This is a genomic window from Saccharopolyspora sp. NPDC050642 (genome assembly GCF_040654735.1).
Lineage (GTDB): Bacteria > Actinomycetota > Actinomycetes > Mycobacteriales > Pseudonocardiaceae > Saccharopolyspora > Saccharopolyspora elongata.
Genome location: NZ_JBFAIN010000020.1, coordinates 62,205 through 89,125, shown reverse-complemented (window position 1 = coordinate 89,125; position 26,921 = coordinate 62,205). Strand labels below are relative to the sequence as shown.

Genomic DNA, 26,921 nt, shown 5'->3' with positions numbered 1-26,921 from the left:
CGCGCGTCCGGTCATCGGCGTCATCCGGACGCGGTGACCCGTTTCGCGGCGGAGCGGATCCGGAACGCGGTGATGATCTCCACGATGCCGAGGACGACCAACCAGATCCCGCCGAACAGGACCAGCAGCGCCACCGACGCCAGCGGCGACACCATCAGCACGATCCCCGCCAGGGCCGTGACGATGCCCATGAAGATCTGCCAGCCGCGCGCGGGCATCGCCCGGTCGGCTATCGACGCGGTCGTCTGGGTGACGCCGCGGAACAGCCAGCCGATGCCGATCCACAGGCCCAGGAACAGGATCGACTGCATCTCGCCCCGGAAGCACAGCAGGCCCAGCAGGATCGACAGCGCGCCGCTGATGAACGCCAGCACCCTGATCGCCGCCGTCACGTGCGTGCCGAACGCCGCGACGATCTGCAGCACGCCGCTGACCAGCAGGTAGACGCCGAACAGCACGCCGATGACGATCAGCGTCGCCCGCGGCCAGACCAGCGCCAGCACGCCGACGACCAGTGAGCAGAGGCCCACGACGAGCACGGACTGCCAGGCCAGCTTCGCCAGCCGGTCGGTCACCGCCAGGGTCGGACCATCCGAAGGGCTACTCATGATCCATCCTTCCCACGGGATTCGAACCGGCGCACTTCCGGACCGCCCAGACCACCACTCCGGGTGGCTTCGCCGCGTTCGGCCGGGAAACGGCGATTCCGGGTGTTGTGGAAGCCGTCCCGGGCGTGGCGGTTTCGCGCGAAACCGCCACGTTGAACGAGCTCCCCACCGAGCTCAGACCTTGCTCGATTCGGGCGCCTTGCCCCCGGCCTGCTGCGGGACGTCCGCTTCGTGCGGCCGGGCCAGGGTGCAGATCAGCTCGTCGTCCTCGATCGAGGCGAGGATCGTGTCACCCGGCTGGACCTCGCCGCGCAGCAGCAGCTTGGAGATCCGGTTGTCCAGTTGCGTCTGGATGGTGCGCAGCAGCGGCCGCGCCCCGAACTCCGGCTTGAACCCGCGCCGGGTCAGCCACTTCTTGGCCGCCTCGGTGACCTCCAGGTCGATCTCCTGGGCGCGCAGCAGGCGGCGGCTGCGATCCAGCATCAGGTCGACGATCCGCGCCAGGTCGTCCTCGGTCAGCCGGTGGAAGACGATCGTCTCGTCGATGCGGTTGAGGAACTCCGGCGCGAACCTCGCGTGCAGGTCGTCCATCAGCTCGTCGCGGATGCCGTCCACGTCGCCCTCGTGGGCCAGGATCCGCTGGGCGCCCACGTTGCTCGTCATGATCACCACGGTGTTGCGGAAGTCCACGGTGCGGCCCTGGGCGTCGGTCAGCCGGCCGTCGTCGAGCACCTGCAGCAGCGTGTTGAACACGTCCCGGTGCGCCTTCTCGATCTCGTCGAACAGCAGCACGCTGTAGGGCTGCCTGCGGACCTTCTCGGTCAGCTGCCCGGCCTCCTCGTAGCCGACGTAGCCGGGCGGGGCGCCGACCAGCCGGGACACGGTGTGCTTCTCCTGGAACTCGCTCATGTCGAAGCGGATCAGCTTGTGCTCGTCGCCGAACATCAGCTCCGCGAGCGCCTTCGCCAGCTCGGTCTTGCCGACGCCGGTCGGCCCCAGGAACAGGAACGACCCGATGGGCCGGTCCGGGTGCGCCATCCCGGCCCGGTTGCGGCGGACCGCCTCCGCCACCGCCAGGACCGCCTCGTCCTGGCCGACGACCCGCTCGTGCAGGGCCTCCTCCAGCCGCAGCAGGCGGTGCTTCTCGTCCTCGGTCAGCTGCGCGACGGGAATGCCGGTGCGCTTGGACAGCACCTCCGCGATGTCCTGGGTCGTCACGTCCGCGACGCCTTCGCGCCGCTCGGTGATCCCGGCAATCTCCCCTTCCAGGTCCTCGATCTGCTCCTTGAGCTCGCGGGCCCGGTCGTAGTCCTCGGCGTCGACGGCCTGGTCCTTCTCGCGGCGTAGCTTGGCCATCCGGTCCTTGCGCTCCCGGACGTCGCCGCTGCGGCTGACCGACCGCAGCCGCACCCGCGCGCCCGCCTGGTCCATCAGGTCGATGGCCTTGTCCGGCAGGAAGCGGTCGCTGATGTAGCGGTCGGAGAGGGCGGCGGCCGAGGAGAGCGCCTCGTCGGAGAAGCGGACGCCGTGGTGCGCCTCGTAGGAGTCGCGCAAGCCCTGCAGGATCTGGATGGTCTCCTCGACGGTGGGCTCCGCGATCAGGACCGGCTGGAACCGGCGTTCCAGCGCGGCGTCCTTCTCCACGTGCTTGCGGTACTCGTCGATCGTGGTGGCCCCGATGACGTGCAGTTCTCCCCGGGACAGCGCGGGTTTGAGGATGTTGCCCGCGTCCATGCTGCTCTCGCCGCCGGCCCCGGCGCCGACGATGGTGTGCATCTCGTCGATGAACAGGATCACCGAGCCCTCGGCGGCGCGGACCTCGTCGATCACCTTCTTCAGCCGCTGCTCGAACTCGCCGCGGTACTGCGCGCCGGCCACCAGGCCGGTCATGTCGAGCGCGAGAACCCGCTTGTCCTGCAGGGTTTCCGGGACGTCGCCGGCGATGACGCGCTGCGCCAGCCCCTCGACGATCGCGGTCTTGCCGACGCCGGGCTCGCCGATGAGCACGGGATTGTTCTTGCTGCGCCGGGAAAGGATCTCCACGGTCTGCTCGATCTCGTCGGCGCGCCCGACGACCAGGTCCAGCTTGCCCGCGCGGGCCTCTTCGGTGAGGTCCCGGCTGTACTCGTCCAGCGTCGGGGTGTCGCTGCCCGCGGTCGTCGGGATGTTGTCGGTGGTCGCGGCGCGGTCGACCCGGTCGCGGAGCTTGCGGGTGTTGATCTCGTAGGAGTCCAGCAGCTTGACCGCCGCCGAGTCCGGATCGCCGAGCAGGGCGGCCAGGATGTGCTCGGGCCCGATGTAGGACTTCTCCGCCGCCTGGGACCGCGCGTGCGCGCCGATCAGCGCGCGCTTCGCGGCGGGCGTCAGCCCCGGGGTCGCCGAGGGCTCGGCGCTGGCGCCGGGCAGCACCTCGGCGATCCGCGAGGCGAGGTGGTCCGGCTCCGCCCCGGCCTGGACCAGCAGGCTGCGGGACGGTTCCACCTGCGTCGCCGCCCACAGCAGGTGTTCGGTGTCCAGGTCGTCGCTGCCGTCCTGCTTCGCGCGCTCGGACGCCTTGCCGATCAGCTCGGTGGCGGATTCGCTGAGCAGCCGGCCGATCGGCACTCGCTGCACCGCGGGCGGCGACGTCATCGGCGACATGCCGAAGAACCTGTTGAGCAGATCCGCGAAGGGATCTTGGGGGCCGAAGGCCGAGGGGTAGCTCATCACGCACCGTCCGCTTCGTCTGGTAGCTGTCCGGATTTCCGCGTTCGAGCTCACGGAAAAAGCACGTTCACCAGCACAAATAGAACAACGGACGGCCCGGTCCGCAACGCGGCACCGACCCGACGACCGCCTTACAATCCCTGGCCCCGGCCCCCGCAACGCCAGTTTCAATTGAAACTGGCAACCACCGACGCACTCACCAGGTTGAACCCAGTTTCAATTGAAACTGCGGTCAGCCGAGGAAGACGTTGGTGCGTTGGGAGAGCAGGCGGTAGAGGGTCTGCTGGATGATCTCGCGGACCTGGTCGCTGAGGCTGAACACCAGCATCGGGTCGTCCGCCGCGCCTTCCGGGAACGACGAGGTCTCGATCGGCTCGCCGAACTCGATGTACCACTTCGACGGCAGCGGCACCGCCCCCAGCAGCCCGAAGTGCGGGAAGAACGGCGTGACCGGGAAGTACGGCACCCCGAGCAGCCGCGCCAGCGGCTTGATGTCCGCCAGCTTCGGGTAGATCTCCTCGGCGCCGACGATCGAGCAGGGCACGATCGGCGCGCCGGTGCGCAACGCGGCCGAGACGAACCCGCCGCGCCCGAAACGCTGCAGCTTGTACCGGTCCTTGAACGACTTCCCGATGCCCTTGAAGCCCTCCGGCCACACCCCGACCAGCTCGCCGTTGGTCAGCAACCGCTCCGCGTCCGGGTTGCAGGCCAGCGTGTGCCCGGCCTTGCGGGCCAGCGGGCCGAGCACCGGCATCGAGAACACCAGGTCGGCGCCGAGCATCCGCAGGTGCCGGGGCGCCTGGAGGTGGTCGTGCAGCGCGACCGTGGTCATCAGCGCGTCCCACGGCAGCGTGCCGGAGTGGTTGGCCACCACCAGCGCGCCGCGGTCGACGGGCACGTGGTGGCCGCCGATCACCTCGACCCGGAACCACTTCTCGTAGACCGGTCGCAGGAGCCGGAGGAAAACCTCGTCGGTCAGCTCCTGGTCGAAGCCGAACTCGTCGACCTGGTAGTCGCCGAGCAACCGCCGACGGGCGAACGCCAGCGCGTCGATGACGGCGTCCTCCCAGCCCGGTTCCGGCGGTTTCGCGGCCTTCAGCTGCTCCCGGTCCGCCGCGCGCAGCGGGATCACCTGCGCATCCGCCATCACGCCCCCGCACCCGGTCGGGCGCGACCGTCGCTCATGCCGCCTCCGTCACCGCAGCTTCGCCAGCAGGTCCCCGGCGCCGCGCTCCAGCGCCAGGATGTTCTCCTTGTCGACCACCGGCCGCAGGCCCCGGCCGCGCACGAAGTCGTCGAACGCCTGCTGGGTGGTCCAGCGCGGGGTGAACCCGAACTCCTCGCGGAGCCTCGTGGTGTCCAGCACCCGGCCGAAGTTGAGGTAGCGCAGCTGCTCCGGCGAGAAGTCGACCAGCCGGGCGCTGCGGAAGAACTGGGCCAGCGGCAGCACCGCCGTGCTCGGCAGCGGCATCGCGACGCGCCCGGCGCGCCGGATCGCCTGCGAGAGCATCAGCACGCCGTCACCGGCCACGTTGAACACGCCGGGCCGGTCCACCATCGTCGCCCGCTCCAGCACCGCCAGCGCGTCCTCGGAGTGCAGCATCTGCAGCCGCGCGTCGAACCCGAGCACGGTCGGCACCACCGGCAGCGCGAAGTAGCGGGCCAGCACGGCGTCGATGCGCGGGCCGATCAGATTGCTGAACCGCAGCGTGGTGATGTCCACGTCGGGCCGCCGCCGGCCGAAGCCGCGCACGTAGCCCTCGATCTCCACCGCGTCCTTTGCGTAGCCGGACGACGGCAGGTCCTTGGGCTCCATCTCCTCGGTGAACACAGCCGGGTCCCGCGAGCTCGACCCGTAGACCGCGCAGGTCGACCGGACCACCACCTTGCGCACCAGCGGCGACTGCTGGCAGGCGGCCAGCAGCTGCATGGTGCCGATGACGTTCATCTCCTTCGTCGTGGCCCGTCCGCCGGGCCCGGAGTGGGAGTTGACCGCCGCGTGCACCACGGTGTCGACCTGGGCATTCGCGATGACCTTGCTGATCAGCGGGTTCCGGATGTCGGCGCGGACGAACTCGGTGCGCCCCATCCGCCGCAGCAGATCGCGGCCGGGCTGCACGGTGTCCACGCCGAGGACCCGCTGAACCGAGGGATCGGCCGCCAGTCGCGCGGCGAGGTGCCCGCCCAGGAACCGGCTGACCCCCGTCACCAGCACGACATTCGGGCCCACTGTGCCTCCCTGCGCTCTCCGGCACGCTCGCCGACTGCGATGCTACCGCCGAATGCGCCGCTCACCGCGGCGTTCGGGTTACCGGAACGAGTCGGCCGCGCGCACCGGACCCACCCGCAAAAAACAACCGCCGCCGACCATCGGCCGGCGGCGGTGCGCAGGTCACTTGCCCAACTTGCGACGCTGAACGCGCGTCTTGCGGAGCAGCTTGCGGTGCTTCTTCTTGGACATGCGCTTACGGCGCTTCTTGATGACCGAGCCCATGCGGACTCCTTCACTCTTGACGGCAGTTCGAACGTCTCCCGCACCGGTGCAGCCGCATGAGCACGCACACCTGGCACGACCAACCCAAAACTTTACCCGCAGGTCTCGAGGCCTTCCGCCGTGGTCCTCGAAACGCCGCCGGGCACCGCCGCCCGGGCGCGCGAGCCGTCCGGGCCGCCATCGGCCGCCCGTCGGGCTCGCGGCCGGTCACCTGCGCAAACAGTCGGCCGGGCGGGTTCAGCCCGCGTTGTAGTAGGCGCTTTCCAGGTACGCGTGGACGTCCTTCTCGGCGACCCGAAACGAACGCCCCACCCGTGCTGCGGGCAGCTCGCCCGCGTGCACGAGCCGGTAGACCGTCATCTTCGACACCCGCATCAGCTTTGCGACCTCTGCGACGGTGAGGAACCGCACCTGACCCATGCTCGGTGGCGCCTGTTGGCTGGGTTCGGAGTTAGCAGACATGCTTCACCGTGCCCTTCAGCACGTGTCGCGCCGTCGGCTTCCCCTCCGACGGAAACCTCACGCACGTGCTCTATCGAGAGTAGCGGGACACACGGGACACCTGCGATGGACGAACGTCCCCCTTGGCCCTGAGTAGTTCGCACCACCTCGCGCTCGAAGCGATGAGGTCGCGCGGCGCGGATGGCGATTTCGGGCGAAATCGGCACCCGCCAGGCGTGGGGACCGCCGATTTCGCCCGAAATCGGCGCCGTACGAAGACCGGCCGTCAGGCGGGTTCGTCGGTCTCGTGGGCCTTGCCGAGCTCGACGGACCGGTCGCGGGCCGCTTCGATGGCGTCGATGAGCGCCGCGCGCACGCCGTGCTTCTCCAGCTCGCGGATGCCCGCGATGGTCGTGCCCGCCGGGGAGGTGACCGCCTCGCGCAGCATCACCGGGTGGCCGCCGCCCTCGCGCAGCATCGCCGCCGCCCCGACCGCGGACTGGACGATCAGGTCCGCGGCGGTGGCCCGCGGGATGCCCAGCAGGATGCCGGCGTCGATCATGGCTTCGACCAGGTAGAAGAAGTACGCCGGGCCCGAGCCGGACAGCGCCGTCACCGCGTCCTGCTGGCTCTCGGGCACTCGCGCGACCTTGCCGACGCTGCCGAGCAGGTCCTCGACCAGCGCCAGGTCTGCGTCCGAGGCGTGCGCGCCGCCGGAGATCGCGCTCATCGCCTCGCCGACCAGCATCGGGGTGTTCGGCATCACCCGGACGACCGCGGTGCTCTCGGGCAACCGGCGCTCGAACAGCTTTGTCGGCAGGCCCGCGCACAGCGACACCACGAGCTTGCCGCTGGGCAGGTTCGGCGCCATCTCGTCCAGCAACGGCTCGATGTCCTGCGGCTTGACGGCGACGACGATGACGTCCGCGCGCTGCACGGCACCGGCCACGTCGGTGTGCGTGATGCCGTAGGTCTTGGTCAGCTCCTCGGCGCGCGTCGGGAACCGCTCGGTGAACAGCAGGTCCGACGGGGCGCGCCCCGCCTTCAGCAGCCCCGACAGCAGGGATTCCCCGATCTTTCCGGCTCCGAGTACGGCGATCGTCGTCATGCCGCTCAGGGTGCCAGACCACGCTGCGTGGCCGACCCTCCCGAAGGTCGATTTCAGCCGCTACTGTGTCTGCCACCACAGCGCCCGCCACGGCCGAGCGATCTTTCGCGCCTGAATGACCAGCCCAAAGGAGCTCTGATCATGTTCAGCACGATGCAGGACGGCCCGCTCTCGATCGCTCGGATCCTCCAGCAGGGCAGCGGGCCGCACGGCGCGTCCGCGGAAGTCGTGACCTGGACCGGCGACGGGGCGCGGCGCCGCAGCTTCGCGGAGGTGGGCCGCCGGACCGCGCAGCTGGCGCACGCGCTGCGCGGCCTCGGCGTGACCGGCGACGAGCGCGTCGGCACGTTCATGTGGAACAACTCCGAGCACCTTGAGGCGTACTTCGCGGTTCCATCGATGGGCGCTGTGCTGCACACCCTGAACATCCGGTTGTTCCCCGAGCAGCTCGTCTACGTCGCCAACCACGCCGAGGACCAGGTCGTGCTGGTCGACGGGACGCTGCTGCCGCTGTTCCAGAAGTTGCTGCCCGAGCTGAAGACGGTGCGGCACGTGATCGTCACCGGCGGCGCCAAGGCCGCGCTGGAGGCGCCGTCCGGGGTGGCGGTGCACGACTACGAGGAACTGCTGGCCGGGCAGCCGGAGGAGTTCGACTGGCCGGAGATCGACGAACGCTCGGCCGCCGCCATGTGCTACACCTCCGGCACCACCGCCAACCCGAAGGGCGTCGTCTACTCGCACCGGTCGATCTACCTGCACTCGATGCAGGTGTGCATGACCGACGGGATGGCCCTGTCGCAGGCGGACCGGTCGCTGGCCGTGGTGCCGATGTTCCACGCGATGTCGTGGGGCCTGCCGTACGCGGCGTTCATGGTCGGCGCGTCGATGATCATGCCGGACCGGTTCCTGCAGCCCGAACCGCTGCTGAAGATGATCGAGGCGGAGCGCCCGACGATGGCCGCGGCGGTGCCGACGATCTGGCAGGGCGTGCTGCAGCACCTCGAGGCCGACCCGCACGACGTGTCCTCGCTGCGCGAGGTCGTGGTCGGCGGCGCGGCGTGCCCGCCGTCGCTGATGAAGGCGTTCGACGAGAAGTACAACATCTCGGTGCTGCACGCCTGGGGCATGACCGAGACGTCGCCGCTGGGCAGCGTGGCCCGGGCGCCGGAAGGCGTCACCGACGAGCAGCGCTGGACCTACCGCGCCAGCCAGGGGCGCCTGCCCGCCGGCGTGCAGGGCCGGCTGGTCGGCGACGACGGCGCGGTGCTGCCGTGGGACGGCGAGAGCGTCGGCGAGCTGGAGGTCCGCGGGCCGTGGATCGCCGGGGCGTACTACGGCGACGACGATCCGGAGAAGTTCCACGACGGCTGGCTGCGCACCGGGGACGTGGGGTTCATCACGCCGGACGGGTTCGTGCAGCTGACGGACCGGGCCAAGGACGTGATCAAGTCGGGCGGCGAGTGGATCTCGTCGGTCGACCTGGAGAACAAGGTGATGGGGCACCCGGCGGTGGCCGAGGCGATGGTCATCGGCGTGCCGGACGAGAAGTGGTCCGAGCGACCGCTGGTCGCGGTGGTGCTCCGCGACGGTCAGCAGGTGGACGCGGCCGAGCTGCGCGACTTCCTCGCGGGCGAGGTGGCGAAGTGGCAGGTGCCGGAGTACTGGACGTTCATCCCGGAAGCGCCGAAGACCAGCGTCGGCAAGTTCGACAAGAAGCGCCTCCGCAAGCAGCACGCCGACGGCGGCCTCGACGTCACCCGCCTCACCTGACCCCCACCCCGTCCCCGGCCGCAGGCCCGGCCCCGGCCCCGCCGCAGAGCACGGGATCCGGGGCCCGGGTTGTCCGCAGAGCACGGGATCCGGGGCCCGGGTCCGGGGTCCGGGTCGTCCCCGCAGGGCACGGGGTCCGGGATCCGGGTCGTCCGCAATTTCAATGGAAATCAGAGGTCCGATTTCCATTGAAATTGCGCTAGTTGTCCGCAACCTCCGGTGTGTCGGGGTCCGACACACCGGAGGTCCGCAGTTTCCATTGAAACTGGAGGACCAGTTTCAATGGAAACTGTGGGGAGGCCGGGTCAGGGGGACAGGGCGAGTTGGCGGGCCTGGCAGATCAGGCGGCCGACCGAGTCGATCACCATGACGTCCTCGTCGAACCACTGGCCGTGCACCGCGCGGCAGTCCACCACCATCCGCAGCCAGCCGTTCGCCGGCTGAGCCCGCAGCAGGGCGGTGAGCTGCACCGTCGGCGCCCAGCCGAACCGGCCGAGGTTCAGCGTCACCGGCACCGTCAGGTCGCCCGCGACCAGCCCGAACAGCAGGTCGGGCTGCGCCTCGCGGGGCTTGGCCCACAGCCGCAGCCGCGGCTCGCCGGTGCCGCCGTTGAGGAAGTCCGCGGTGCTCGCGTCCAGCCGCATGTCGCAGACCCGGGCCAGCGCGAAGAACTTCCGGGCCTCGGTGGCGGCGAGGTCGATCGCGGTCGACGGCGGGTTCACCGGCATGTCGGGCAGATCCGACCACTCGGGCTCCGACTCGGGCACCTTGCCGAGGGTGGCCGTGGCTTCCACGCAGACCTGGCCGCTCTGCTCCAGCTGCGCGCGGGCGGCCGTCACCGTCTTGCCTGCCTTGAGCACCTCGGTCCGGACCAGCACCGGGCCGACCCGGGGCGGGCGCAGGTACTGGGCGCTGATCGAAAGCGGCGCGAGCCCGGTCACGTCGCCGAGGGCGCGGGCCATCAGCGCGAGCAGGTAGCCGCCGTGCGGACGTTCTCCGACGGCCCAGTCGGGATGCAGGTTGGCGACGAAGGTGCCATCGCCGAGCGGGCGCACCGAAGTGGCCGCCGCGAAGGGATCCAGGACCTCCGTCACGTGCGGTCCAGCGGTCGGAAGCGCTCGGCGACCGATGCGCGCAACGAGTTCATGGTCACTGATTCTAGTGACCTTCGGAGAAGTTGATCACTAGGCATCGGTTAGCCGCGCCGGCCGCCCGCGCGCGGTTTTTGCGGGCTATCGCATGGAAAACCGCGCCCGGACCCTGACCAGGAGAAACCGGTCAGCCCGCGCGCAGCGGCTCCAGGTGCAGCCGGGCGAACAGCAGCGCCTCGGACAGCAATGCCGCGCGCTGCTGGGGATTGCGCGCCTTGCGGGTGTTGATCTCCAGGACCACCGCGCCCTGGTAGCCGTCGGCGGCAAGCGCCTCGCACACCTCCGCGCACGGCTGGTTGCCCTGCCCCGGCACCAGGTGTTCGTCCCGCGGCGCTCCGGTGCCGTCCGCCAGGTGCACGTGCGCCAGGCCGTCCTTCATCCGCTTCAGCAGCTCGATGGCGTCCACGTGCGCCGCGGCGGCGTGCGACAGGTCGAGCGTGTAGTTGCGGTAGCCGACCTCCGTCGGGTCCGGCGAGGGCTTGAACGCCGACAGCCCGCTGCTCTTGCCGCCGCGCAACCGGTTCAGCGTGCTCGGCGGGCGCAGCGGGAACATGTTCTCCACGGCGATCGAGATCCCGCTGGTCTCCTCCAGCTCCGCGACCAGCTCGGTGAATCCCTCCGCGTAGCGGCGCTGCCAGCGGAACGGCGGGTGCACGACGACCGTCTGCGCGCCCAGCTCGCTGGCCACCACCACGGACCGCCGCAGCCGCTCCTCCGGCTCCGGCGACCAGACCCGCTGCGTGATCAGCAGGCACGGCGCGTGGACCGCCAGGATCGGCACGCCGTGCTGCTCGGAAAGCCGGTGCAGCGCCGAGACGTCCTGGCTGACCGCGTCCGCCCAGACCATCACCTCGACGCCGTCGAACCCGAGGTCCGCGGCCATCTCGAACGCCGCGCGCGCCGGCTGCGGCCACACCGACGCGCTGGACAGCCCGACCGGGATCCGGCCGGGTGCGTCCTCGCGCTGGGGCGGTTGCACTGTCATCGCCTGCCAAGCATGACCGACGGTGGATGGGTGGTCGTGCGCCGGTGCGTCACGAGTGGCTGAACAGCAGCAGTGCCGCCGGGGACACCGTGCAGAACAAGCCGACCAGCACCGCCAGCAGGATCGTCTGCAGATCGTTGGTGCGCAAGAACTTCCACGCGATGAACACGAGCAGACCGGTGATCACCAGCGCGGCGCCGAGCGCCGCGAGGGCGTTCGTGCCCCACAACCAGCGGAACCCGACCCAGACCAGCCCGCCGCCGACCAGGCCGCCGACGCCCTGCAGCACCAGCGTGCCCCACTCCTTGCCCGCGGAGACGGGCTCGTCATCGGGTTCGCCGTCGCGGTAGTCGTCCGCGTCCAGGCCCGCGGGCAGCTCGGGATCGTAGTCGTCCTCGGCGTACTCGGACTCGGGTTCGTCGTAGGAGTCGAAGTCGTACGGGTCCTCCGGCTCGTCCGGCGCTTCCTCCTCCTGCTGCTGCGCAGGCGCTGGTGCCGGTGCAGGCGCGGGCGGGTAGGCCAGCACCGCGGTGCCTTCCGGATCGGGCTCGGACTTGGCGGCCGCGACGCGCGGCAGCTGCTCCGTGAGCCCCTCCTGCGGAGTGGGCTTCGGCGGCGCCGGGGGCGCGTCCTGCTGCGGCGCCGGCCGCCGCAAGGCGGGCTGCTGGATCGTCGCCTCGGCATCGCCTTCCGGCGGAGCCGACGGGGGCGACGCCTTGCCCTTGCCCGCGCTGGTGAACCGCTGAGCCCAGTAGCCGGCGCCCGCTGCCTCCGCCGCTGGCTCCGATGCCGCGGGAGGCGCGGCGGGAGGCGGCGTGGCAGGTGCTGCAGGCGGTGGCGGAGCGGCAGGCTGCGGAGCGGCCGGAGGCTGCGGAGCGGGTGCTTGTGGAGCCGACTGCTGAGCCGCCGGAGGCTGCGGAGCGGGTGCTTGTGGAGCCTGCTGCTGGGCAGCAGGGTTCGGTGCGCCCGGACGGTGGCTGCGGCGCTGCGGCGGCTCGGCGTCCGGCGGCACGGCGCGCATCTGGCCGCTGTCCGACAGCACCCGCTCGATGATCGCCTGCGGCGCGGTTTCGGACGGGTCCTCGGCCCTGCGGCGCCGGCGGCGGGAACTCTTCTGCGAGCTGCCGCCGTATTCGGCCAGCAGCTCCGCAACGGTGCGCTGGGTGGGCTGATCGGCCCCGCTGTCCCGACTCATCGCTCCCACCGTGCCCCGTGCTGCGTCTGGCGTCCAGTTCCGTCCGCGGACCCCGACTCCGCGAGCCCCAGTGTTGCGCGGGCCTGAATGGCAGTGTGACTGTCTCCATTGGTGTGGTCCAGTCGTCGCAGGATCACACCCTCCCGCAGCGCCCAGGGGCAGATGTCGAGTTCCTTCAGCCCGAGCGCCCGCATGGCGGCCTCGGCCACCAGCGCGCCACCCACCAGCTGGTGCGCCCGCGCGCCGCTCACACCGTCGAGCGCGGCCAGGTCGGCCGACGACATGCGGGTGATGAACGCGAGCAGCTGCCGCAGGCCGGTCTCGGTCAGCGTGCGCGGCACCCGCGGTCCCGCCGAAGCGGGGGCCGCCCCGGTCAGCCTGGCCAGCGACCGGAACGTCTTCGAGCTGGCCACCGCGCGATCCGGACGCCCCAGCTTGCGGAAGCGCTTCGCGGTGGGCGCCAGCTGCCCCTGCAGCCAATCGCGCAGCTTCTTCACCTCGTCCTGGGTCGGCGGGTCGTGCAGCATCGTGCGCGCCAGCCGCCCGGCACCCAGCGGCACCGACACCGCCAGGTCCGGCTGCTCGTCGATGCCGACCGCCATCTCCAGCGAGCCGCCGCCGATGTCGAGCATCAGCAGGTTGCCCGCCGACCAGCCGTACCAGCGGCGGGCCGCCAGGAAGGTGAACCGGGCCTCGTCCTCGCCTGGCAGCACCTCCAACTCGATGCCGGTCTCGGCGCGCACCCGAGCCAGCACTTCGGCGGCGTTCTCCGCGTCGCGGATCGCCGAGGTCGCGAAGGCCATCAGCTCCTCGCAACCTGCGGCGATGGCAGCCTCCTGCGCGTCGGCGACGGTGCGGACGAGCTCCGCTGCGTCCTCCTCTGCGAGTCGGCCGCCGTGCGAGCCGATCCGCTCGGCCAGCCGCAGCACGGTCTTCTCCGATGTCATCGGGGTCGGATGGGCACCACGATGCGCGTCCACCACCAGCAGGTGGACCGTGTTGGATCCGACGTCGAGCACCCCTAGGCGCATGCCCGACAAATTACCGGCTGCGCACGCGGTCGGGGGCGAGGTGGGGCAGCAAACGGCCTACCAGCCCACCCCGCGCACGCCGCAGACCTGCCCAACCAGGGCATCAGTGCGCCAGGTCATGCGGCCAACATCACCCCTCGGACCTCGCCGTCGAGGTCGAGGCCCGAGAGGCCTGTCACGCTGAGTGCACACCGTTCGCCCTAGGCCGTTACCCGGCGGTTGGGGACGATGCTCCACCAGGTCGCGCAGCGCCAGACCCACTCCAGCGGGCCGTACCGGAAGCGGGCGAGCCACAGCCGGCTCCAGATGATCTGCACGAGGAGGATGCCGACGGCCAGCGCGATGAGCGCGCCGTACTCCGCCGACTCCCACAGCCCGACCAGGGGACCGAGCAGGAGGACCAGCAGCGTCGCGGTGACGTAGTTGGTCAGCGCCATCCGGCCCAGCGGTTCGAGCACCGCGGACAGCGCGCGGCGAGCCGGCGTCCGCATCAGCAGGAGCAGCCCGGTGGCGTAGGCGATGGCCATGAACAGCCCGGCCGCCGCCGACGAGTGCGTGAAGCCGGCGCTCAGGGGGTCCTGCTCCTGCAGCACCAGGAACCCGGCGGAGGCGATTACGGCCACCGCGAACACGATCGCGATCTGGCCACCGCGGCGGTGCAGCGTCGCGGGCAGCCCGCTCTGGGCGAGGGCGAAGCCGGTCAGCATCATGCCCGGGATCAGCGACGTGCCGCCGCTGGCGAGGATGGTCGCGGCGGCGATCAGGGCCGCGCCGATCGGCAGGTTCGCCCACCACGGCAGGAAGCTCATCGGCAGCAGCACGACCAGCCCCAAGATCGCGTACGGCAGCAGCGCCTCGCCCGGCTGGAGGAACTGGTGCAGGATGCCGAACCCGGCGAGCACGACCAGCCTGCGCAGGAACACCACGCGCGGATGCGCCGCGCGCTGGCCCGCGCTCGCCAGGAAGATCCCGAACCCGACGCCGAACAGCAGCGAGAAGATCGGGAAGAACCGCTGCTGGACGAACATGTCGAACACGTGCGGGATCGGCAGGACCTGGTAGTCCACCGTCCGGTCCATGTGCATCATCGGCGGGATGTTGACCAGGAGGATCCCGCACAACGCGAAGCCGCGCAGCACGTCGAGCTCGACGATGCGCCTGGCGGCGGGTTTGCCGGGCGGCGCAGCTGTGGCGGGCGGCGGAATCGCGGCGGGGGCGTTGGGGACCGGGTTGTTCACAGCTCAAGATTGCCCGCTCGCACCCCTGTTCGCCGATTGGCCGATCGGCCCTCCGACCTCGGTCGATCGGTCAGTCGTCGGCGACTCGCACTCGGCCGATCGGCGCGGAAGAGCCCCCGGTGCGGACCCCGAGGGGCCTGCTCCGGGGGCTCGATCGCACGGCGTCTCCGCCCGCGGCTAGCCCTCGAACTTGTAGCCGAGGCCGCGGACCGTGATCAGGTAGCGGGGGTCGGCCGGGTCGGGCTCGACCTTCGAGCGCAGGCGCTTGACGTGCACGTCCAGCGTCTTGGTGTCGCCGACGTAGTCGGCGCCCCACACCCGGTCGATGAGCTGGCCGCGGGTGAGCACCCGGCCGACGTTGCGCAGCAGGTATTCGAGCAGGTCGAACTCCTTCAGCGGCAGGTTGACGTCGGCGCCGTCCACGGTCACCACGTGGCGTTCCACGTCCATCCGCACCGGCCCGGCCGCCAGCACCTGCGGCTGCAGCTCCTCCGCCTCGCCGCGGCGGCGCAGCACCGCGCGCACCCGCGCGATCAGCTCCCGCGCCGAGTACGGCTTGGTGACGTAGTCGTCGGCGCCGAGCTCCAGGCCCACGACCTTGTCGATCTCGCTGTCCCGGGCGGTCACCATGATCACCGGGACCGACGAGCGCTGGCGCAGCTGCTTGCACACGTCCGTGCCGCTCATGCCCGGCAGCATCAGGTCCAGCAGCACGATGTCCGCGCCGTTGCGATCGAACTCGTCCAACGCCTCCGGGCCGTTGGCGGCGACCGCCGCCGTGAAGCCCTCCTTGCGCAGCAAGAAGGCAAGTGGGTCGGCGAAGGACTCCTCGTCCTCCACGATCAGCACCCTGGTCACCGGACTCCTCCCGTTTCGACGGCTGTGATCCCGTCCGCGCTCTCCGTCGCCGAGCGGGCGGCACTGCCCGCGCGATCCGCTGATGACACCGGCTCTGCTGCGGCCGGCTGGCCGTCGGTCGTGCCGTGCCTGGGCACCCGAAGTGTGAAGGTGGAGCCGGTGCCGGTGCGACTCCACAACTTGACCTCGCCGCCGTGGTTGGCGGCGACGTGCTTGACGATCGCCAGGCCCAGGCCCGTGCCGCCGGTGGCGCGGGATCGCGCCGGATCCACCCGGAAGAACCGCTCGAACACCCGCTCGTGGTACTCGGGCTCGATGCCGATGCCGCGGTCGGTGACCGCGATCTCCACGAAGTCGCCGGACAACCGGCGGCTGATCGACACCGGGCTGTCCGGCGGCGAGTACGAGATGGCGTTGTTGATCAGGTTGCTCAGCGCGGTCACCAGCAGCGTCCGGTCGCCGTCCAGCAGGTAGCCGGTGGGCTCGTCGACGGCGATCTCGATCCCGGCGGACTCGGAGGCCAGCCGGCAGCGGCCCAGCGCCTCCTCCACCACGGCGTCGACGCCGACCGTGGTCAGCTCGGGCAGCCGCTCCGCGCCCTGCAGCCGGGACAGCGCGATCAGCTCGGAGACCAGCGTCCCGAGCCGGGTCGACTCGTGCAGGATCTTGTTGGAGAACCGCCGCACCTCTTCGGCGTCGTCGGCGGCGTCCAGCACCGCCTCGGCGAGCAGCGCGAGCGCCCCGACGGGGGTCTTGAGCTCGTGGCTGACGTTCGCGACGAAGTCGCGCCGGGTGGCCTCCAGGCGGACCGAGTCGGACTCGTCGGCGGCGTCGACGACGCTGAAGCCGTCGCCGAGCGGGCGCACCTCGCCGAGCACCGCGGCCGGGCCGCTGCCGCGCAGCGCGGTGCCCGCGCGGTTGAGCGGGGAGAGGTCGACGGGCACGGATTCGCCGGTCAGCAGGGCCTGCTCGGCGGCCTTGCGGGCGCGCGGATCGGCCTGGTGGTCGCGGATGAGCCCGAGTTCGTCGGCCCGCGGGTTGTGCAGCACCACGTCGCCGAACTTGTTGAGCACGACCACGCCGCTGTCACTGGTGTGCACCAGCCGCTGAAGGAGGTCGGCGACGGTCGGGCCTTCGGGCTTGCCGCGGCGCCGGGATCCCCGAGCTGCGACGAAGCCGCCGATCGCGCCCAGTGCGAGCGCGCCGATGATCAGGGCGGTGTAGCCCAATGCGGTCACGCCAGCATCGTAAGCAAGCCGGGGTGGGGAAAGGCCAGTCTACGAGGGCGTTCCGTGATACCCGTGACACGAAAAGGGGGCTTCTTCACCTCGGCTTCACCCCCTGCTGGGAGCCAGTTCACGTAGCGCCCGGTCGACCGTCGCGCTCCGTTCGCCGCCTCGGCGACTATTCGCCATCCGCCACCCATCTAGGTGACGAGAGAGGGGCACCCGCACCAGGTTGCCCGGCGCCGGGTGCCCCTCGCTCTTGGGCCGATCGGGCTAGCGGCCCTGGTTCGCGACCGCCGCCGCGGCGGTGGCGGCGGCCTCCGGGTCGAGGTAGGTGCCGCCCGGGTTGGTGGGCTTGAGGTCGGCGTCGAGGTCGTAGCGCAGCGGGATGCCGGTCGGGATGTTCAGGCCCGCGATGTCGCCGTCAGAGATCCCGTCCAGGTGCTTCACCAGCGCGCGCAGCGAGTTGCCGTGCGCGGCGACCAGCACCGTGCGGCCGGCCCCCAGGTCCGGCACGATCGCCGACTCCCAGTACGGCAGCAGCCGGGCCACCACGTCCTTGAGGCACTCGGTGCGCGGGAGGTCGGCGCCGAGGCCGGCGTAGCGCGGATCGGCGTCCTGGCTGAACTCGCTGCCGAGCTCGATCTCCGGCGGCGGCGTGTCGTACGAGCGACGCCAGAGCATGAACTGGTCCTCGCCGTAGGCCTCGAGGGTCTGCTTCTTGTTCTTGCCCTGCAGCGCGCCGTAGTGGCGCTCGTTGAGCCGCCAGTCGCGACGAACCGGGATCCAGTGCCGGTCCGCGACGTCGAGGGCGATGTTCGCCGTCGAGATGGCGCGGCGCAGCAGCGAGGTGTGCAGCACGTCCGGCAGCACCCCGCTCTCGCGCAGCAGCTCACCGCCGCGCTTGGCCTCGGCCACGCCCTTCTCCGACAGCGGTACGTCCACCCAACCGGTGAACAGGTTCTCGGCGTTCCACGTGCTCTCACCGTGCCGCAGCAGCACCAGGGTCGAAGTCATGCCCCCAGGCTATATAAAGCCTGTTCGGGGCTCGCTTCGCGTGGCGGTGCGGGCCCGGTCAGTCGAGGGCGGCGTCGAGGGTGATGGTGGTTCCGGTGAGGGCCGCCGAGACCGGGCAGATCTCCTTGGCCTTCTGGGCCGTTCGGTCGAAGACGTCCGGCGCGATTCCCGGTACCTTCGCCCGCACGGTGAGCGCGATCCCGGTGATGGCGAAGCCGTCGCCGCGCGGGCCGAAGGCGACCTCGGCGCTGGTGTCGATCCGCTCCGGTGGCGTGCCCGCCGCGGTGAGCAGGCCGGAGAGCTGCATCGAGTAGCAGGCGGAGTGGGCCGCGGCGATCAGTTCCTCGGGGCTGGTGCGGCCGTCGGGCTCCTCGGCCCGGGACGCCCAGGTGACCGGGAACTGGCCGGCGTTGGACGAATCCAGAGTGACGGTGCCGGAGCCGCTCTTGAGGTCTCCGGTCCACTGCGTGGTGGCGTTGCGATCGGTCATCTCGCCGCTCCTCATCGGGTGCGCGGAGGCCGCTGCCCTCCGCCGGACCCACCCTCCCGCAGCACGCGGTGACCCGCAGTTTTGGTTGTGCTCTTCACCCGACAGTTATGTGATCACCGCAGCACCGTGACACGAAAGTGGCGACTGTCACTTTCGTGGGCAAACTGAGCACAGTTCGAACCCTTAGCGTTACTTTCAGTAGAAAACATCACACTAATGGAGTAATGCGGCGGGCTTGTGGCCGCTGCAGGACTCTGCGAAGTTGACAACGCTCTCCTTGAGATCGGCTCCCACGCACTCCCCGATCTCGTGAGAGCAAGTCCGCGGTTCGCATCCCCCATCGAACCGCGCCCCCGCCGGGCCCCGGGTGCCCCCCGCCCACCGGCCCGTCAGGCGGGACCCCCACGCGGGGCGGCTCGTGCTCGTGACTCCCCCTCTCTCCCGAGCCGCCCCGCGCGGTCTCTTCGGATTTCCAGACGCGTTCCGCGCAGCGGTGCGGGTGGCGGCCCCTCGCAGCCTTGCCAGGCCCGACGCTGATCCCAGGGTCAAATGCTGGTCTTGCGGAGGGCTTTGCGGCGGCGGCGCAGGAGCCAGGCCGCGGTTGCCGGCACCGCGAGCGCCACCGCGAACGGCAGCACCGCGCCGAAGGCCGTCAGCAGGAACGCGCCGATCTCGGACAGCGCCCGCCAGCCGCCGAAGAGCCCCGCCAGGAAGCCCGTGTCATCGTCGGCGACCGCGGCCGGGCGCTCCAGCCGCACCGTCACCGTGGCCAGCTCGACCTGGCCGGACAGCGTCGCTTCGCGCCGTTCGAGGGCGTCCAGTTCCGTTTCGCGCGAGGTCAGCTCGCTCTCGATCGACACGATCTCGTCGACCGTCGCGGCGCGGTCCATCAGCGCGCGCAACCGCTGCACGCTGGCCCGCTGGGAATCGATCCGGCTCCGCGTGTCCACCAGCTGGTCGGTGACGTCCTCGGCCTGCTGGCTGCGCGACGTGACCCGTCCCAGGCCCGACAGCTCGCCCAGCACCTGGTCCAGCCGATCCGCCGGAACCCGCATCGTCATCGTCGTGCCCGACCGGTAGGCGTCCTCCTGCTGGAGGTAGCCGCCCGCCCCCTCGCTGCGCCGCCGCACCTCGGCCGCGCCCCGCTCGACGTCGTCGACCTCGATGTCCAGCTCCGCCGTCCGGATCACCTCGCGCGCACCGGTCGCCGGGCTCTGCGCGTCGCCGGATGCCGTGTCGGTCGCGAAACCGCTGCCCGAGGTGCTGCGCTCCTTCGGAGCCGGCGCCACCGCGCGCGACTCCGAGACCGCCGAATCACCCGCCCCCGAGGAACACCCGCTCAACAGGCCGAGCGCGACCAGCGCCACGATCGGCCCGCGTAATCGCCGCTTGCCCATGCCGTTCTCCTCCGCATCGTCGTGAACACGGCGGAGACGGAGCGGGACGATCTTCCGGTTGCACCGATCGGGCGACGAACGCCGCTACGGCCGGTCGTGCAGGGGCTCGACCGGGCCGTCGCGCTCCACCAGCTGCCGGAACGGCTGGAGGTTCGCCAGGGACTCGCCGCGCGACTCGCGCCAGCCCCACTCGCGCCGGATGGCCGTGGCGAACCCGAGCTCCAGCAGGGTGTTGAAGTCGCCGTCGGCCGCCTCCAGGACCTGCCCGAGCACCCTGTCGAGCTCGTCGGCGGTCACCGCGTGCAGGCCGATCCGGCCGACCAGGTAGATGTCGCCGTTGCCGTCGATCGTGTAGTGCACGCCGTAGAGCCGGGCGTTGCGGTGCAGCAGGAACCGGTAGACGTCCTCGTGCGCCTCGTCGGGCTGCCGGCACACGAACGCCTCGACGACCAGGGCGTGCTCGGCCACGATGAGCCAGCAGTTGGTCTGCAACTTCTTGGTGCCGGGCAGCGTGACGAAGTACCGCCCCGCGCCCTTGGGCGCGTACTCCAGCCCACTCGCGTCCAATGTGGACTTGATGACCTCGTCGACGCTCACGCCGTGACCTCCCGGATGCGCAGCTGCGCGTGGAACGACATCTTCGCCTGCGCGTAGGCGTCGAGCAGGGCCTCGGTGGTGCGCTGCCACGAGAAGCGCGCTGCGTGCGCGGTGGTGTTTGCGGCCAGCCGAGCGCGCAGCCCCGGCTCCAGCATCGAGCCGAGCGCATCGGCCCACTGCCCGGCGCCGTGGCCGTCCACCAGCAGCCCGGACACCCCGTCGTCCACCGCGACCGGCAAGCCGCCGACGGCGGCCGCCACCACCGGTGTGCCGCAGGCCTGCGCCTCCAGCGCGACCAGCCCGAAGGACTCGTTGTAGCTCGGGACCGCCACGACGTCCGCCGCCCGGTACACATCGCGCAGCGCCGCCCCGCTGCGCGGCGGGAGGAAGCGCGCCACGTCGGTGATGCCCAGCTGCACGGCGAGTTCCTGCAGCGCCCGGGGACGCTCCAGCCCGCTGCCGGACGGGCCGCCGACCACCAGCACCACGAGGCGGTCGCGGATCTCCGGCCGACGGGCGAGCAGTTCCGCGGTCGCCCGCAGCAGCACGTCCGGGGCCTTCAGGGGCTGGATCCGGCCGACGAAGGCGAACACCACCGCGTCCGGCGGCAGGTCCAGGGCCGCCCGGGCGGCAGCGCGGCCGCCGGGGGTGAAGAGTTCCAGGTCGACGCCGGGCGGGATCGTCGCGACCGCGTCCCGATCGGCGCCGTAGCGTTCGATCAGGTCGGCGGCCTCGAACTCGGTGTTGGCCACCAGCATGTCCGCCTCGGCCACCACCTGCTCCTCGCCGAGCACCCGGCCCCGCGGCTCGGGGCTGTCGCCCTCGGCGAGGTTGGCGTTCTTGACCTTGGCGAGGGTGTGCGCCGTGTGCACCAGCGGCACGCCCCAGCGCTCCCGCGCCAGCCAGCCGACCTGCCCGGACAGCCAGTAGTGCGAGTGCACGATGTCGTAGTAGCCGGGCTCGTGGCGGGCCTCGACCCGCAGCGCGCCGGCGGCGAAGGCGCACAGCTGGGACGGCAGGTCGTTCTTGTCGAGCCCCTCGAAGGGGCCCGCGACCACGTTCCGGACCAGGACGCCGGGGGCCAGCTCCGCGATCGGCGGGATGTCCGAGGAGGTCGCCCTGGTGAAGATCTCGACCTCGGTGCCGAGCGCGGCGAGCCGCTTGGCGGTCTGCGCGACGTAGACGTTCATGCCCCCGGCGTCGCCGGTGCCGGGCTGCTCCAGCGGGGAGGTGTGCAACGAGAAGACGGCGGCGCGGCGCGGCCGCATGCGTAACGTGCTGGAAGTCATCTGCTGCCCATCGCAAGCCGAGCGGCCCGAATTTTTCGGGCCCGCGTCAAACCCCGACACCCGGCGCGGCGGAAACATTCCCGTCGCCGTACCGGAACACAGCCGGGGCCGACGTTCGACGCTACCGCTCAAGGGCCGCCGGACAGTCCTGCCAGGCGGCCCCGGGTGGCACTGCTCACACGTCGGCCGACCGGGCCGCGCGCAGCGCGAGCAACGCCCCGACGAGCGCGATCACCGCGGTGGCCGCGACCGCGGTGCGCAGCCCGTCTGCCGTGCTGGTGCCGGCGAGCGCGACCAGCAGCGCAAGCCCGACGGCGCCGCCGACCTGCTGCGCCGTCGACGCCATCCCGGACGCAACGCCCTGCTCGACCGGCGCCACGCCCGTGCCAGCCGCGATCCACATGCCGGTCCAGGTGAAGCCCTGCCCCAGGCTCAGCAGCACGATCCCGGGCAGCAGCGCGAGGTAGCCGTTCTGCTCGGACATCGCCAGCGCCACCGCGCCCATCCCGATCGCGCCCAGAACCAGCCCGGACGCCAGCGTCGCGCGGATCCCGAACCTGGCGATCAGCCGCTCGCCGGTGAGCGTGCCGACCGTGGTGACCAGCGTTTGCGGCAGGAACGCGAGCCCGGTCGCCAGCGCGCTGAAGCCGAGCACCTGCTGGAAGTGCAAGGTCAGGAAGTAGTACTGGATGCCGAAGGTGGCCATGAACACCGCGGTGATCGCCATCGCCCCGACCAGGCTGCGGTGGCGGAGCAGCCGCAGCGGCATCAGCGGGTCGCGGCTGCGGGCCTCGGTCCGCGCGAACACGACCAGCAGCACGGCGCCGAGGACGACGCCGATCAGGATGCTCGGGTCCGCCCACCCGACTTCCGGGCCCTGCACCAGCGCGAACACGACCGCGGTGACGCCGGCCGTGGCGGTCAGCGCGCCGAGCAGGTCGAAGCTGCGCCGCCGGTCGACCGGCCCGTCGGCGGCCAGCAGCGGGAACGCCGCCACCGCCCCGAGCAGCCCCAGCGGCACGTTGACCAGGAAGACCGACTCCCAGCCGAAGGCGTTCGTCAGCACGCCGCCGAGCAGGGAGCCCAGCGACAGACCGACGGCCGATGCGGCGCTCCAGACCGCCAGCGCCCGGTTGCGATCGCGGCCTTCGGCGAACGTCGTGTTGATCAGCGCCAGCGTCGCGGGGAACAGCAGCGCGCCGCCGAGCCCCTGAGCGGCGCGCGCCGCGATCAGCGGCCACGTCGCCGTGGCCAGCCCGCCGACCAGCGATCCGACGGCGTAGAGGGACATGCCCAGCACGAACATCCGGCGCCGGCCGAGCAGGTCGGCCGCGCGCCCGCCGAGCAGCAGGAAGCCGCCGAAGGCCACCGCGTAGCCGCTGACCACCCACTGCAGGGTCTGCGCGGAGAAGTCCAGCCCGGCCCCGATCTCGGGCAGCGCCACGAACACGATGTTGTAGTCCAACGCGATGATGAACTGCGAGAACGCCAGCAGGGCCAGGGTCAGGCCGAGGCGCGGTCGCGATCTGGTCTTGGCGGGATGGGCCACCAGGACTCCTTAGTTCGACAGTACGGGAACAGTCGTACAGTTCGACTGTTCGCCGATCTTCGAACAATTGGGGCGACGAGGTCAACGGCGGCGTGATCAGTACGACAGTTTGCGTACAATCGGCTCGTGGCGTTGAATCACCCGACACTCGAACAGATCCGGCTGCCGGAGGTGCTCACGGCGCTCGGGCACCCGGTGCGGCTGTCGATCGTCCGCGCGCTCGCCGACGGCGTGGAACGCCCCTGCGGCAGCCTGCCCTCGCCGGTGTCGAAGTCGACCATGACCCACCACTGGCGGGTGCTCCGCGAGAGCGGCGTGATCTACCAGCGGCCGGCGGGCCGCGAGATCTTCCTGACCCTGCGCTGCGCCGACCTCGACGAGAAGTTCCCCGGCGTCCTCACGGCGATCCTCGCCACCGACGCCGAGGACTGAACGCGAAGGGCCGCGAGTCTTCCGGGCCGCGGCGGCGACCCGAAGGGCTCACGGCCCCGTTCCAGCAGCAGCTCAGACCGCGGACTTCTTGGTCCACTGGTCCCAGTTGAGCAGCCAGTCGTAGACGTCGAACTGCGGCGGCATGGTGCTCGCCGAGCCCGTCACCTCGATCGGGTCGCCGAGCAGCGCGCTGTCGTAGTAGGCCTTCGCGTCGGCCGCGCTGAGGTTGATGCAGCCGTGCGAGTTGTTGACCTTGCCGAGCGCAGCGGCGTTCTCCTGGTTCTCGTGGATGAACTCGCCGTGGTTCGAGAACCGCGCCGCCCAGGTCTTGCGCACGTCGTGGTAGCCGTAACGGGGGTTGTCCATGATCTCCACCGGGCGCTTCTCCATGACGATGAACGTGCCGTTGGGCGTGTTGCGGCCCGGGTCGTACTCCTCGCCGTAGCTCGCCGCGTAGCTGGCCACCTGCTCGCCGTCGCGCATCACGACCAGCCGGTGGGTGCCCACCGCCGCCTTGACGATCTGCGCCCGGCCGATGTCGAACTCGGTGCTCAGGTCCGCCAGCCCGTAGGAACCCTGGCCGTAGGACTGGCCGTAGAGCTTGGCGTGCACGCTGACGTGGGTGTGCGCCGGCCAGTACTCCTTCGGCCGCCAGTCGACCTGCCGGTCCGACAGCCAGGCCCAGGAGCCTTCGACCGGCACCGAGGTCTGCACGGTCAGCGCCCGCTGGATCCCTGCCTTGTCCTGGACCGCCTCGTCGAACTTCACGCTGACCGGCATCGCGATGCCGACCTCGGCGTTGTCCGTCGGGTTGATCGTCGCGCGGATCGTCTTCTTCGGCTGCAGCGTGCTGAAGGCGCCCTGCACCGGCACCTGCTTGCCGTCCTCGCCGGTGACCTGGCCGGTCCAGGAGTAGCTCTTGCCGTAGCCGAGCGCCTCGGTGGCGTGCCAGTTCTTGCCGTCCCTGGACAGCTCGCCGGCGACCTGCTTGCCGTCGGCGTTGGTCAGCGCGATGGAGTCGAACCGGCCCCGATCCACGGTGGCCGTGATCGGCGCGGCCGGGTTGACCTCGCCCGCGTCAGCCCCCGGTTCGAAGGACACCTTGGCGACCGGATCCGCGGGTTTCTGCTCCTGCGGCGCGGACGCACCGCAGCCCGAAATCAGCAGCACCGCCGCCACAGCTCCCGCCAGCGCAGCCCACCTCGACCGCAGCTTGGAACCACTCACCTTCTGACCTCTATCCCCTTAGAGAATGTGCGCACGACCATCCGTTTTGCCCGGAATGCAACGGGACGGTCGCCGAAAAGTGACCCTTTATCCATAAGACGCCCGAAGGCGAAAAAAGATGTCTGGAACCCCCAGTGTGTCGTGTCACATCCGGCACGTCACATCAGCCCCGGCCGGACGTGGTCCGATGGACGCGGGCAATCGGCCGTCTCCCGGGAGGAAGAAGACGTGAGCACAAGTTCTGCAGGCCGCTGGGCCGTGGTCACCGGGGCGAGCTCCGGCATCGGCGCGGCCACCGCGCGCCACCTCGCCGCCGCGGGCTTCCACGTGGTGCTGGGCGCCCGGCGGCTCGAACGGCTGACCGCGCTCGCCGAGGAGATCGGCGGAACCGCGCTGCCGCTGGACGTCACCGACCCGGATTCGGTCGCCGCGTTCGTCGAGCAAGTGCCGGAATGCCACGTGCTGATCAACAACGCCGGCGGCGCGAAGGGCCTGGCCAAGATCGCCGAAGCCGACGAGGACGACTGGCGCTGGATGTGGGAGACCAACGTGCTCGGCACGCTCCGGGTCACCAAGGCGCTGCTGCCGAAGCTCGTCGCCTCGGGCGACGGGCACGTGGTGACGGTGACCTCGGTGGCGGCCTCCGAGGTCTACGACAACGGCGCGGGCTACACCTCGGCCAAGCACGCGCAGGGCGCGCTGCACCGCACGTTGCGGGGCGAGCTCCTGGGCGAGCCGGTGCGGTTCACCGAGATCGCGCCGGGCGCCGTGGAGACGGAGTTCTCCGAGGTGCGCTTCGGCGGCGACAAGGAGCGCGCGGCGGCGGTCTACCACGGCATCACGCCGCTGGTCGCGGACGACATCGCGGACATCATCGCGTTCGCGGTGACCCGCCCGGCCCACGTGAACCTGGACTTCATCTCCGTCAAACCCCGCGACCAGCACTCGGCCACCCGCATGCACCGCCGGACCGAGTGATCCCTTCCGGGTGACGGTCCGCAATTTCCATTGAAATCGAACCTCTGATTTCCATTGAAATTGCGGACCCGACCGGCCGGGGCCGATCGGGTCGGGGTAGGAGGGGCGTGGCGTCAGACTCGGATTCGCTGGGATTCGGTGCAGAGTTCCACGTCGAGTTCCGCCAGCACGTCCGCGATCGGGCTGGCGAAGCCGAACGCCCCGCCGCGGCTGCCCGCCACGTGCAGGCCGATGATCCGCCCGCCCGGATCGAGCACCGCCGCCCCGGCGTCGCCCGGCCCGCAGAACCGCAGGTCCGCGGCCGCGATCCGGATCTGCTCCCGCAGCACCCGGACGCCCAGGGCCTCGCCGTGATCGATCCGCACGGTCGCATCGATCGAGGTGACGACGCCGAGCGTGACGCCCGTGCCGAAGCCGTTCTTGCGGACCCGCTCGCCCGGGTACGCCGACGCGTGCCCGGTGACCGGGCCGATCCCGTCGACCACGCACGACGTCTCCGAACCCGGCGCGATCGCGACCGCGGCCGCGTCGACCCGGCCGGACAGCGCCGCCCGCGCCAGCTCGGTGTGCACCCGGCCGTCGTCCGGGTCCGCCATCCGGTCGCCCACCGCCCAGGCGTCGTCCAGGCAGGCCACGTCGAAGGTGGTCAGGCCCATCGTGACCACCGTCGGCGCGGTGCCGGTGACGATCGCCCCGAGCGTGCCGATGCGGCAGTACTCGCCGGCGCTCGGCACGGTCGGCGGCGCCAGGTGGACGGCCCGGCAGGGCGCTAATCCGCCGCCGGCCCGCACCACCCCGGAGCGGTCGCCGCGGCGCCGGCTCGGCACCATCGGCTCCTGCCGGGCGCAGTGGATGTGCTGCAGGACCGGCTGTTCCTCGATGACGTCGGTCGGGATGCCGAAGATGTCGCCCGGCACGCAGGTGCCCGGGACGAGCTGATCGCGCGGCCTCTTGCGGATCACCGAGACGACGATCGCCTGTTGACCGGTGGGCGCCCCGGCACGGTGCTTCACACCGATGTCGACAGCGGTCACCCAGGGCAGGTCCAGGAGCTGGTCCTCGACCGCCCGCTTGATCGGGCGTATGACCGCCCGATCCCTAAGCTCCCTGATGCTCAGCATGGTGGCCCCCTCC

Annotated in this window: 25 protein-coding genes; 3 read left to right on the top strand and 22 right to left on the bottom strand. The window is 71.1% G+C overall.

Going from position 1 to position 26,921, the window contains the following annotated elements; translation table 11 throughout:
- Positions 1-20 precede the first annotated feature (20 nt).
- From AB0H93_RS27175 to proC, 7 genes are all read right to left on the bottom strand, one after another.
- Positions 21-608, bottom strand: coding sequence for an HdeD family acid-resistance protein (locus tag AB0H93_RS27175; RefSeq protein WP_358576103.1), 588 nt, complete (start codon positions 606-608; stop codon positions 21-23).
- A gap of 174 nt (positions 609-782) precedes the next feature.
- On the bottom strand, positions 783-3,314 hold the full coding sequence (locus AB0H93_RS27170; protein ID WP_358576101.1) for an ATP-dependent Clp protease ATP-binding subunit: 2,532 nt from the start codon (positions 3,312-3,314) through the stop codon (positions 783-785).
- A gap of 232 nt (positions 3,315-3,546) precedes the next feature.
- Positions 3,547-4,461: a lysophospholipid acyltransferase family protein gene (locus AB0H93_RS27165; protein ID WP_358576099.1), complete on the bottom strand. Its 915-nt coding sequence runs from the start codon at positions 4,459-4,461 to the stop codon at positions 3,547-3,549.
- A 48-nt stretch (positions 4,462-4,509) separates the two neighbouring features.
- Positions 4,510-5,544 (bottom strand): NAD-dependent epimerase/dehydratase family protein, encoded by a 1,035-nt coding sequence (locus AB0H93_RS27160; protein ID WP_358576097.1) that lies wholly within the window; start codon positions 5,542-5,544, stop codon positions 4,510-4,512.
- Between the two features lie 162 nt (positions 5,545-5,706).
- Positions 5,707-5,808, bottom strand: coding sequence for an AURKAIP1/COX24 domain-containing protein (locus AB0H93_RS27155; RefSeq protein WP_010241351.1), 102 nt, complete (start codon positions 5,806-5,808; stop codon positions 5,707-5,709).
- Positions 5,809-6,045: 237 nt separating this feature from the next.
- Positions 6,046-6,270 (bottom strand): helix-turn-helix domain-containing protein, encoded by a 225-nt coding sequence (locus tag AB0H93_RS27150; RefSeq protein WP_029535864.1) that lies wholly within the window; start codon positions 6,268-6,270, stop codon positions 6,046-6,048.
- Between the two features lie 265 nt (positions 6,271-6,535).
- A complete protein-coding gene (gene proC, locus AB0H93_RS27145) occupies positions 6,536-7,357 on the bottom strand; it encodes a pyrroline-5-carboxylate reductase (protein ID WP_358576095.1) in 822 nt (273 codons plus the stop codon).
- 141 nt (positions 7,358-7,498) lie between these two features.
- On the opposite strand from proC, the gene AB0H93_RS27140 reads away from it, so the two are divergent.
- On the top strand, positions 7,499-9,127 hold the full coding sequence (locus tag AB0H93_RS27140; RefSeq protein ID WP_358576093.1) for a long-chain fatty acid--CoA ligase: 1,629 nt from the start codon (positions 7,499-7,501) through the stop codon (positions 9,125-9,127).
- A gap of 305 nt (positions 9,128-9,432) precedes the next feature.
- Here the strand turns inward: AB0H93_RS27140 and AB0H93_RS27135 are convergent, their stop codons facing one another.
- The 13 genes from AB0H93_RS27135 to AB0H93_RS27075 all read right to left on the bottom strand — a co-directional run bounded on the left by AB0H93_RS27135 (position 9,433) and on the right by AB0H93_RS27075 (position 23,150).
- Positions 9,433-10,221, bottom strand: coding sequence for a thioesterase family protein (locus tag AB0H93_RS27135; protein ID WP_358576092.1), 789 nt, complete (start codon positions 10,219-10,221; stop codon positions 9,433-9,435).
- A 184-nt stretch (positions 10,222-10,405) separates the two neighbouring features.
- Positions 10,406-11,263, bottom strand: a complete 858-nt coding sequence (locus AB0H93_RS27130; RefSeq protein WP_358576090.1) for a sugar phosphate isomerase/epimerase family protein — start codon at positions 11,261-11,263, stop codon at positions 10,406-10,408.
- Positions 11,264-11,312: 49 nt separating this feature from the next.
- Positions 11,313-12,458 carry a hypothetical protein gene (locus AB0H93_RS27125; protein ID WP_358576088.1) on the bottom strand — a complete coding sequence of 382 codons (1,146 nt, stop codon included), beginning with the start codon at positions 12,456-12,458 and terminating at the stop codon, positions 11,313-11,315.
- On the bottom strand, positions 12,455-13,489 hold the full coding sequence (locus AB0H93_RS27120) for a Ppx/GppA phosphatase family protein (protein WP_358576086.1): 1,035 nt from the start codon (positions 13,487-13,489) through the stop codon (positions 12,455-12,457). The genes AB0H93_RS27125 and AB0H93_RS27120 overlap by 4 nt, the downstream gene beginning before the upstream one ends.
- A 200-nt stretch (positions 13,490-13,689) precedes the next feature.
- Positions 13,690-14,727 (bottom strand): DUF418 domain-containing protein, encoded by a 1,038-nt coding sequence (locus AB0H93_RS27115; RefSeq protein WP_358576084.1) that lies wholly within the window; start codon positions 14,725-14,727, stop codon positions 13,690-13,692.
- 177 nt (positions 14,728-14,904) lie between these two features.
- A complete protein-coding gene (locus tag AB0H93_RS27110) occupies positions 14,905-15,585 on the bottom strand; it encodes a response regulator transcription factor (protein ID WP_010312341.1) in 681 nt (226 codons plus the stop codon).
- Positions 15,582-16,823 carry an ATP-binding protein gene (locus AB0H93_RS27105; protein WP_358576082.1) on the bottom strand — a complete coding sequence of 414 codons (1,242 nt, stop codon included), beginning with the start codon at positions 16,821-16,823 and terminating at the stop codon, positions 15,582-15,584. The genes AB0H93_RS27110 and AB0H93_RS27105 overlap by 4 nt, the downstream gene beginning before the upstream one ends.
- 261 nt (positions 16,824-17,084) lie before the next feature.
- Positions 17,085-17,828: a phosphoglyceromutase gene (locus AB0H93_RS27100; protein ID WP_358576080.1), complete on the bottom strand. Its 744-nt coding sequence runs from the start codon at positions 17,826-17,828 to the stop codon at positions 17,085-17,087.
- A gap of 58 nt (positions 17,829-17,886) precedes the next feature.
- Entirely contained in the window at positions 17,887-18,318 is a 432-nt protein-coding gene (locus tag AB0H93_RS27095; RefSeq protein ID WP_358576078.1) for an OsmC family protein, read from the bottom strand.
- Between the two features lie 545 nt (positions 18,319-18,863).
- On the bottom strand, positions 18,864-19,715 hold the full coding sequence (locus AB0H93_RS27090) for a DUF4349 domain-containing protein (RefSeq protein ID WP_358576076.1): 852 nt from the start codon (positions 19,713-19,715) through the stop codon (positions 18,864-18,866).
- An 84-nt stretch (positions 19,716-19,799) separates the two neighbouring features.
- Complete coding sequence (locus AB0H93_RS27085) at positions 19,800-20,312, bottom strand: YbjN domain-containing protein (protein WP_358576074.1); 513 nt, start codon at positions 20,310-20,312, stop codon at positions 19,800-19,802.
- Positions 20,309-21,601: a D-inositol-3-phosphate glycosyltransferase gene (gene mshA, locus AB0H93_RS27080; RefSeq protein WP_358576072.1), complete on the bottom strand. Its 1,293-nt coding sequence runs from the start codon at positions 21,599-21,601 to the stop codon at positions 20,309-20,311. The genes AB0H93_RS27085 and mshA overlap by 4 nt, the downstream gene beginning before the upstream one ends.
- 175 nt (positions 21,602-21,776) lie before the next feature.
- Positions 21,777-23,150, bottom strand: coding sequence for an MFS transporter (locus AB0H93_RS27075; protein ID WP_358576070.1), 1,374 nt, complete (start codon positions 23,148-23,150; stop codon positions 21,777-21,779).
- Positions 23,151-23,276: 126 nt separating this feature from the next.
- On the opposite strand from AB0H93_RS27075, the gene AB0H93_RS27070 reads away from it, so the two are divergent.
- Positions 23,277-23,582: a helix-turn-helix transcriptional regulator gene (locus AB0H93_RS27070; RefSeq protein WP_358576068.1), complete on the top strand. Its 306-nt coding sequence runs from the start codon at positions 23,277-23,279 to the stop codon at positions 23,580-23,582.
- A gap of 72 nt (positions 23,583-23,654) precedes the next feature.
- On the opposite strand, the gene AB0H93_RS27065 is transcribed toward AB0H93_RS27070, so the two are convergent.
- Positions 23,655-24,809 (bottom strand): Ig-like domain-containing protein, encoded by a 1,155-nt coding sequence (locus tag AB0H93_RS27065; protein ID WP_358576066.1) that lies wholly within the window; start codon positions 24,807-24,809, stop codon positions 23,655-23,657.
- Between the two features lie 228 nt (positions 24,810-25,037).
- Between AB0H93_RS27065 and AB0H93_RS27060 the strand changes: the two genes are divergently transcribed.
- Positions 25,038-25,787 (top strand): SDR family oxidoreductase, encoded by a 750-nt coding sequence (locus tag AB0H93_RS27060; protein ID WP_358576064.1) that lies wholly within the window; start codon positions 25,038-25,040, stop codon positions 25,785-25,787.
- Between the two features lie 113 nt (positions 25,788-25,900).
- Here the strand turns inward: AB0H93_RS27060 and AB0H93_RS27055 are convergent, their stop codons facing one another.
- Positions 25,901-26,908, bottom strand: a complete 1,008-nt coding sequence (locus AB0H93_RS27055) for a hypothetical protein (RefSeq protein ID WP_358576062.1) — start codon at positions 26,906-26,908, stop codon at positions 25,901-25,903.
- Between the last annotated feature and the right edge of the window lie 13 nt (positions 26,909-26,921).

Coding starts and splice junctions, on each gene's coding strand:
- AB0H93_RS27175 (WP_358576103.1), bottom strand. CDS start 608: ATGAGTAGCCCTTCGGATGGTCCGACCCTGGCGGTGACCGACCGGCTG.
- AB0H93_RS27170 (WP_358576101.1), bottom strand. CDS start 3,314: ATGAGCTACCCCTCGGCCTTCGGCCCCCAAGATCCCTTCGCGGATCTG.
- AB0H93_RS27165 (WP_358576099.1), bottom strand. CDS start 4,461: ATGGCGGATGCGCAGGTGATCCCGCTGCGCGCGGCGGACCGGGAGCAG.
- AB0H93_RS27155 (WP_010241351.1), bottom strand. CDS start 5,808: ATGGGCTCGGTCATCAAGAAGCGCCGTAAGCGCATGTCCAAGAAGAAG.
- AB0H93_RS27150 (WP_029535864.1), bottom strand. CDS start 6,270: ATGTCTGCTAACTCCGAACCCAGCCAACAGGCGCCACCGAGCATGGGT.
- proC (WP_358576095.1), bottom strand. CDS start 7,357: ATGACGACGATCGCCGTACTCGGAGCCGGAAAGATCGGGGAATCCCTG.
- AB0H93_RS27140 (WP_358576093.1), top strand. CDS start 7,499: ATGTTCAGCACGATGCAGGACGGCCCGCTCTCGATCGCTCGGATCCTC.
- AB0H93_RS27130 (WP_358576090.1), bottom strand. CDS start 11,263: ATGACAGTGCAACCGCCCCAGCGCGAGGACGCACCCGGCCGGATCCCG.
- AB0H93_RS27125 (WP_358576088.1), bottom strand. CDS start 12,458: ATGAGTCGGGACAGCGGGGCCGATCAGCCCACCCAGCGCACCGTTGCG.
- AB0H93_RS27120 (WP_358576086.1), bottom strand. CDS start 13,489: ATGCGCCTAGGGGTGCTCGACGTCGGATCCAACACGGTCCACCTGCTG.
- AB0H93_RS27100 (WP_358576080.1), bottom strand. CDS start 17,828: ATGACTTCGACCCTGGTGCTGCTGCGGCACGGTGAGAGCACGTGGAAC.
- AB0H93_RS27095 (WP_358576078.1), bottom strand. CDS start 18,318: ATGACCGATCGCAACGCCACCACGCAGTGGACCGGAGACCTCAAGAGC.
- AB0H93_RS27090 (WP_358576076.1), bottom strand. CDS start 19,715: ATGGGCAAGCGGCGATTACGCGGGCCGATCGTGGCGCTGGTCGCGCTC.
- mshA (WP_358576072.1), bottom strand. CDS start 21,601: ATGACTTCCAGCACGTTACGCATGCGGCCGCGCCGCGCCGCCGTCTTC.
- AB0H93_RS27055 (WP_358576062.1), bottom strand. CDS start 26,908: ATGCTGAGCATCAGGGAGCTTAGGGATCGGGCGGTCATACGCCCGATC.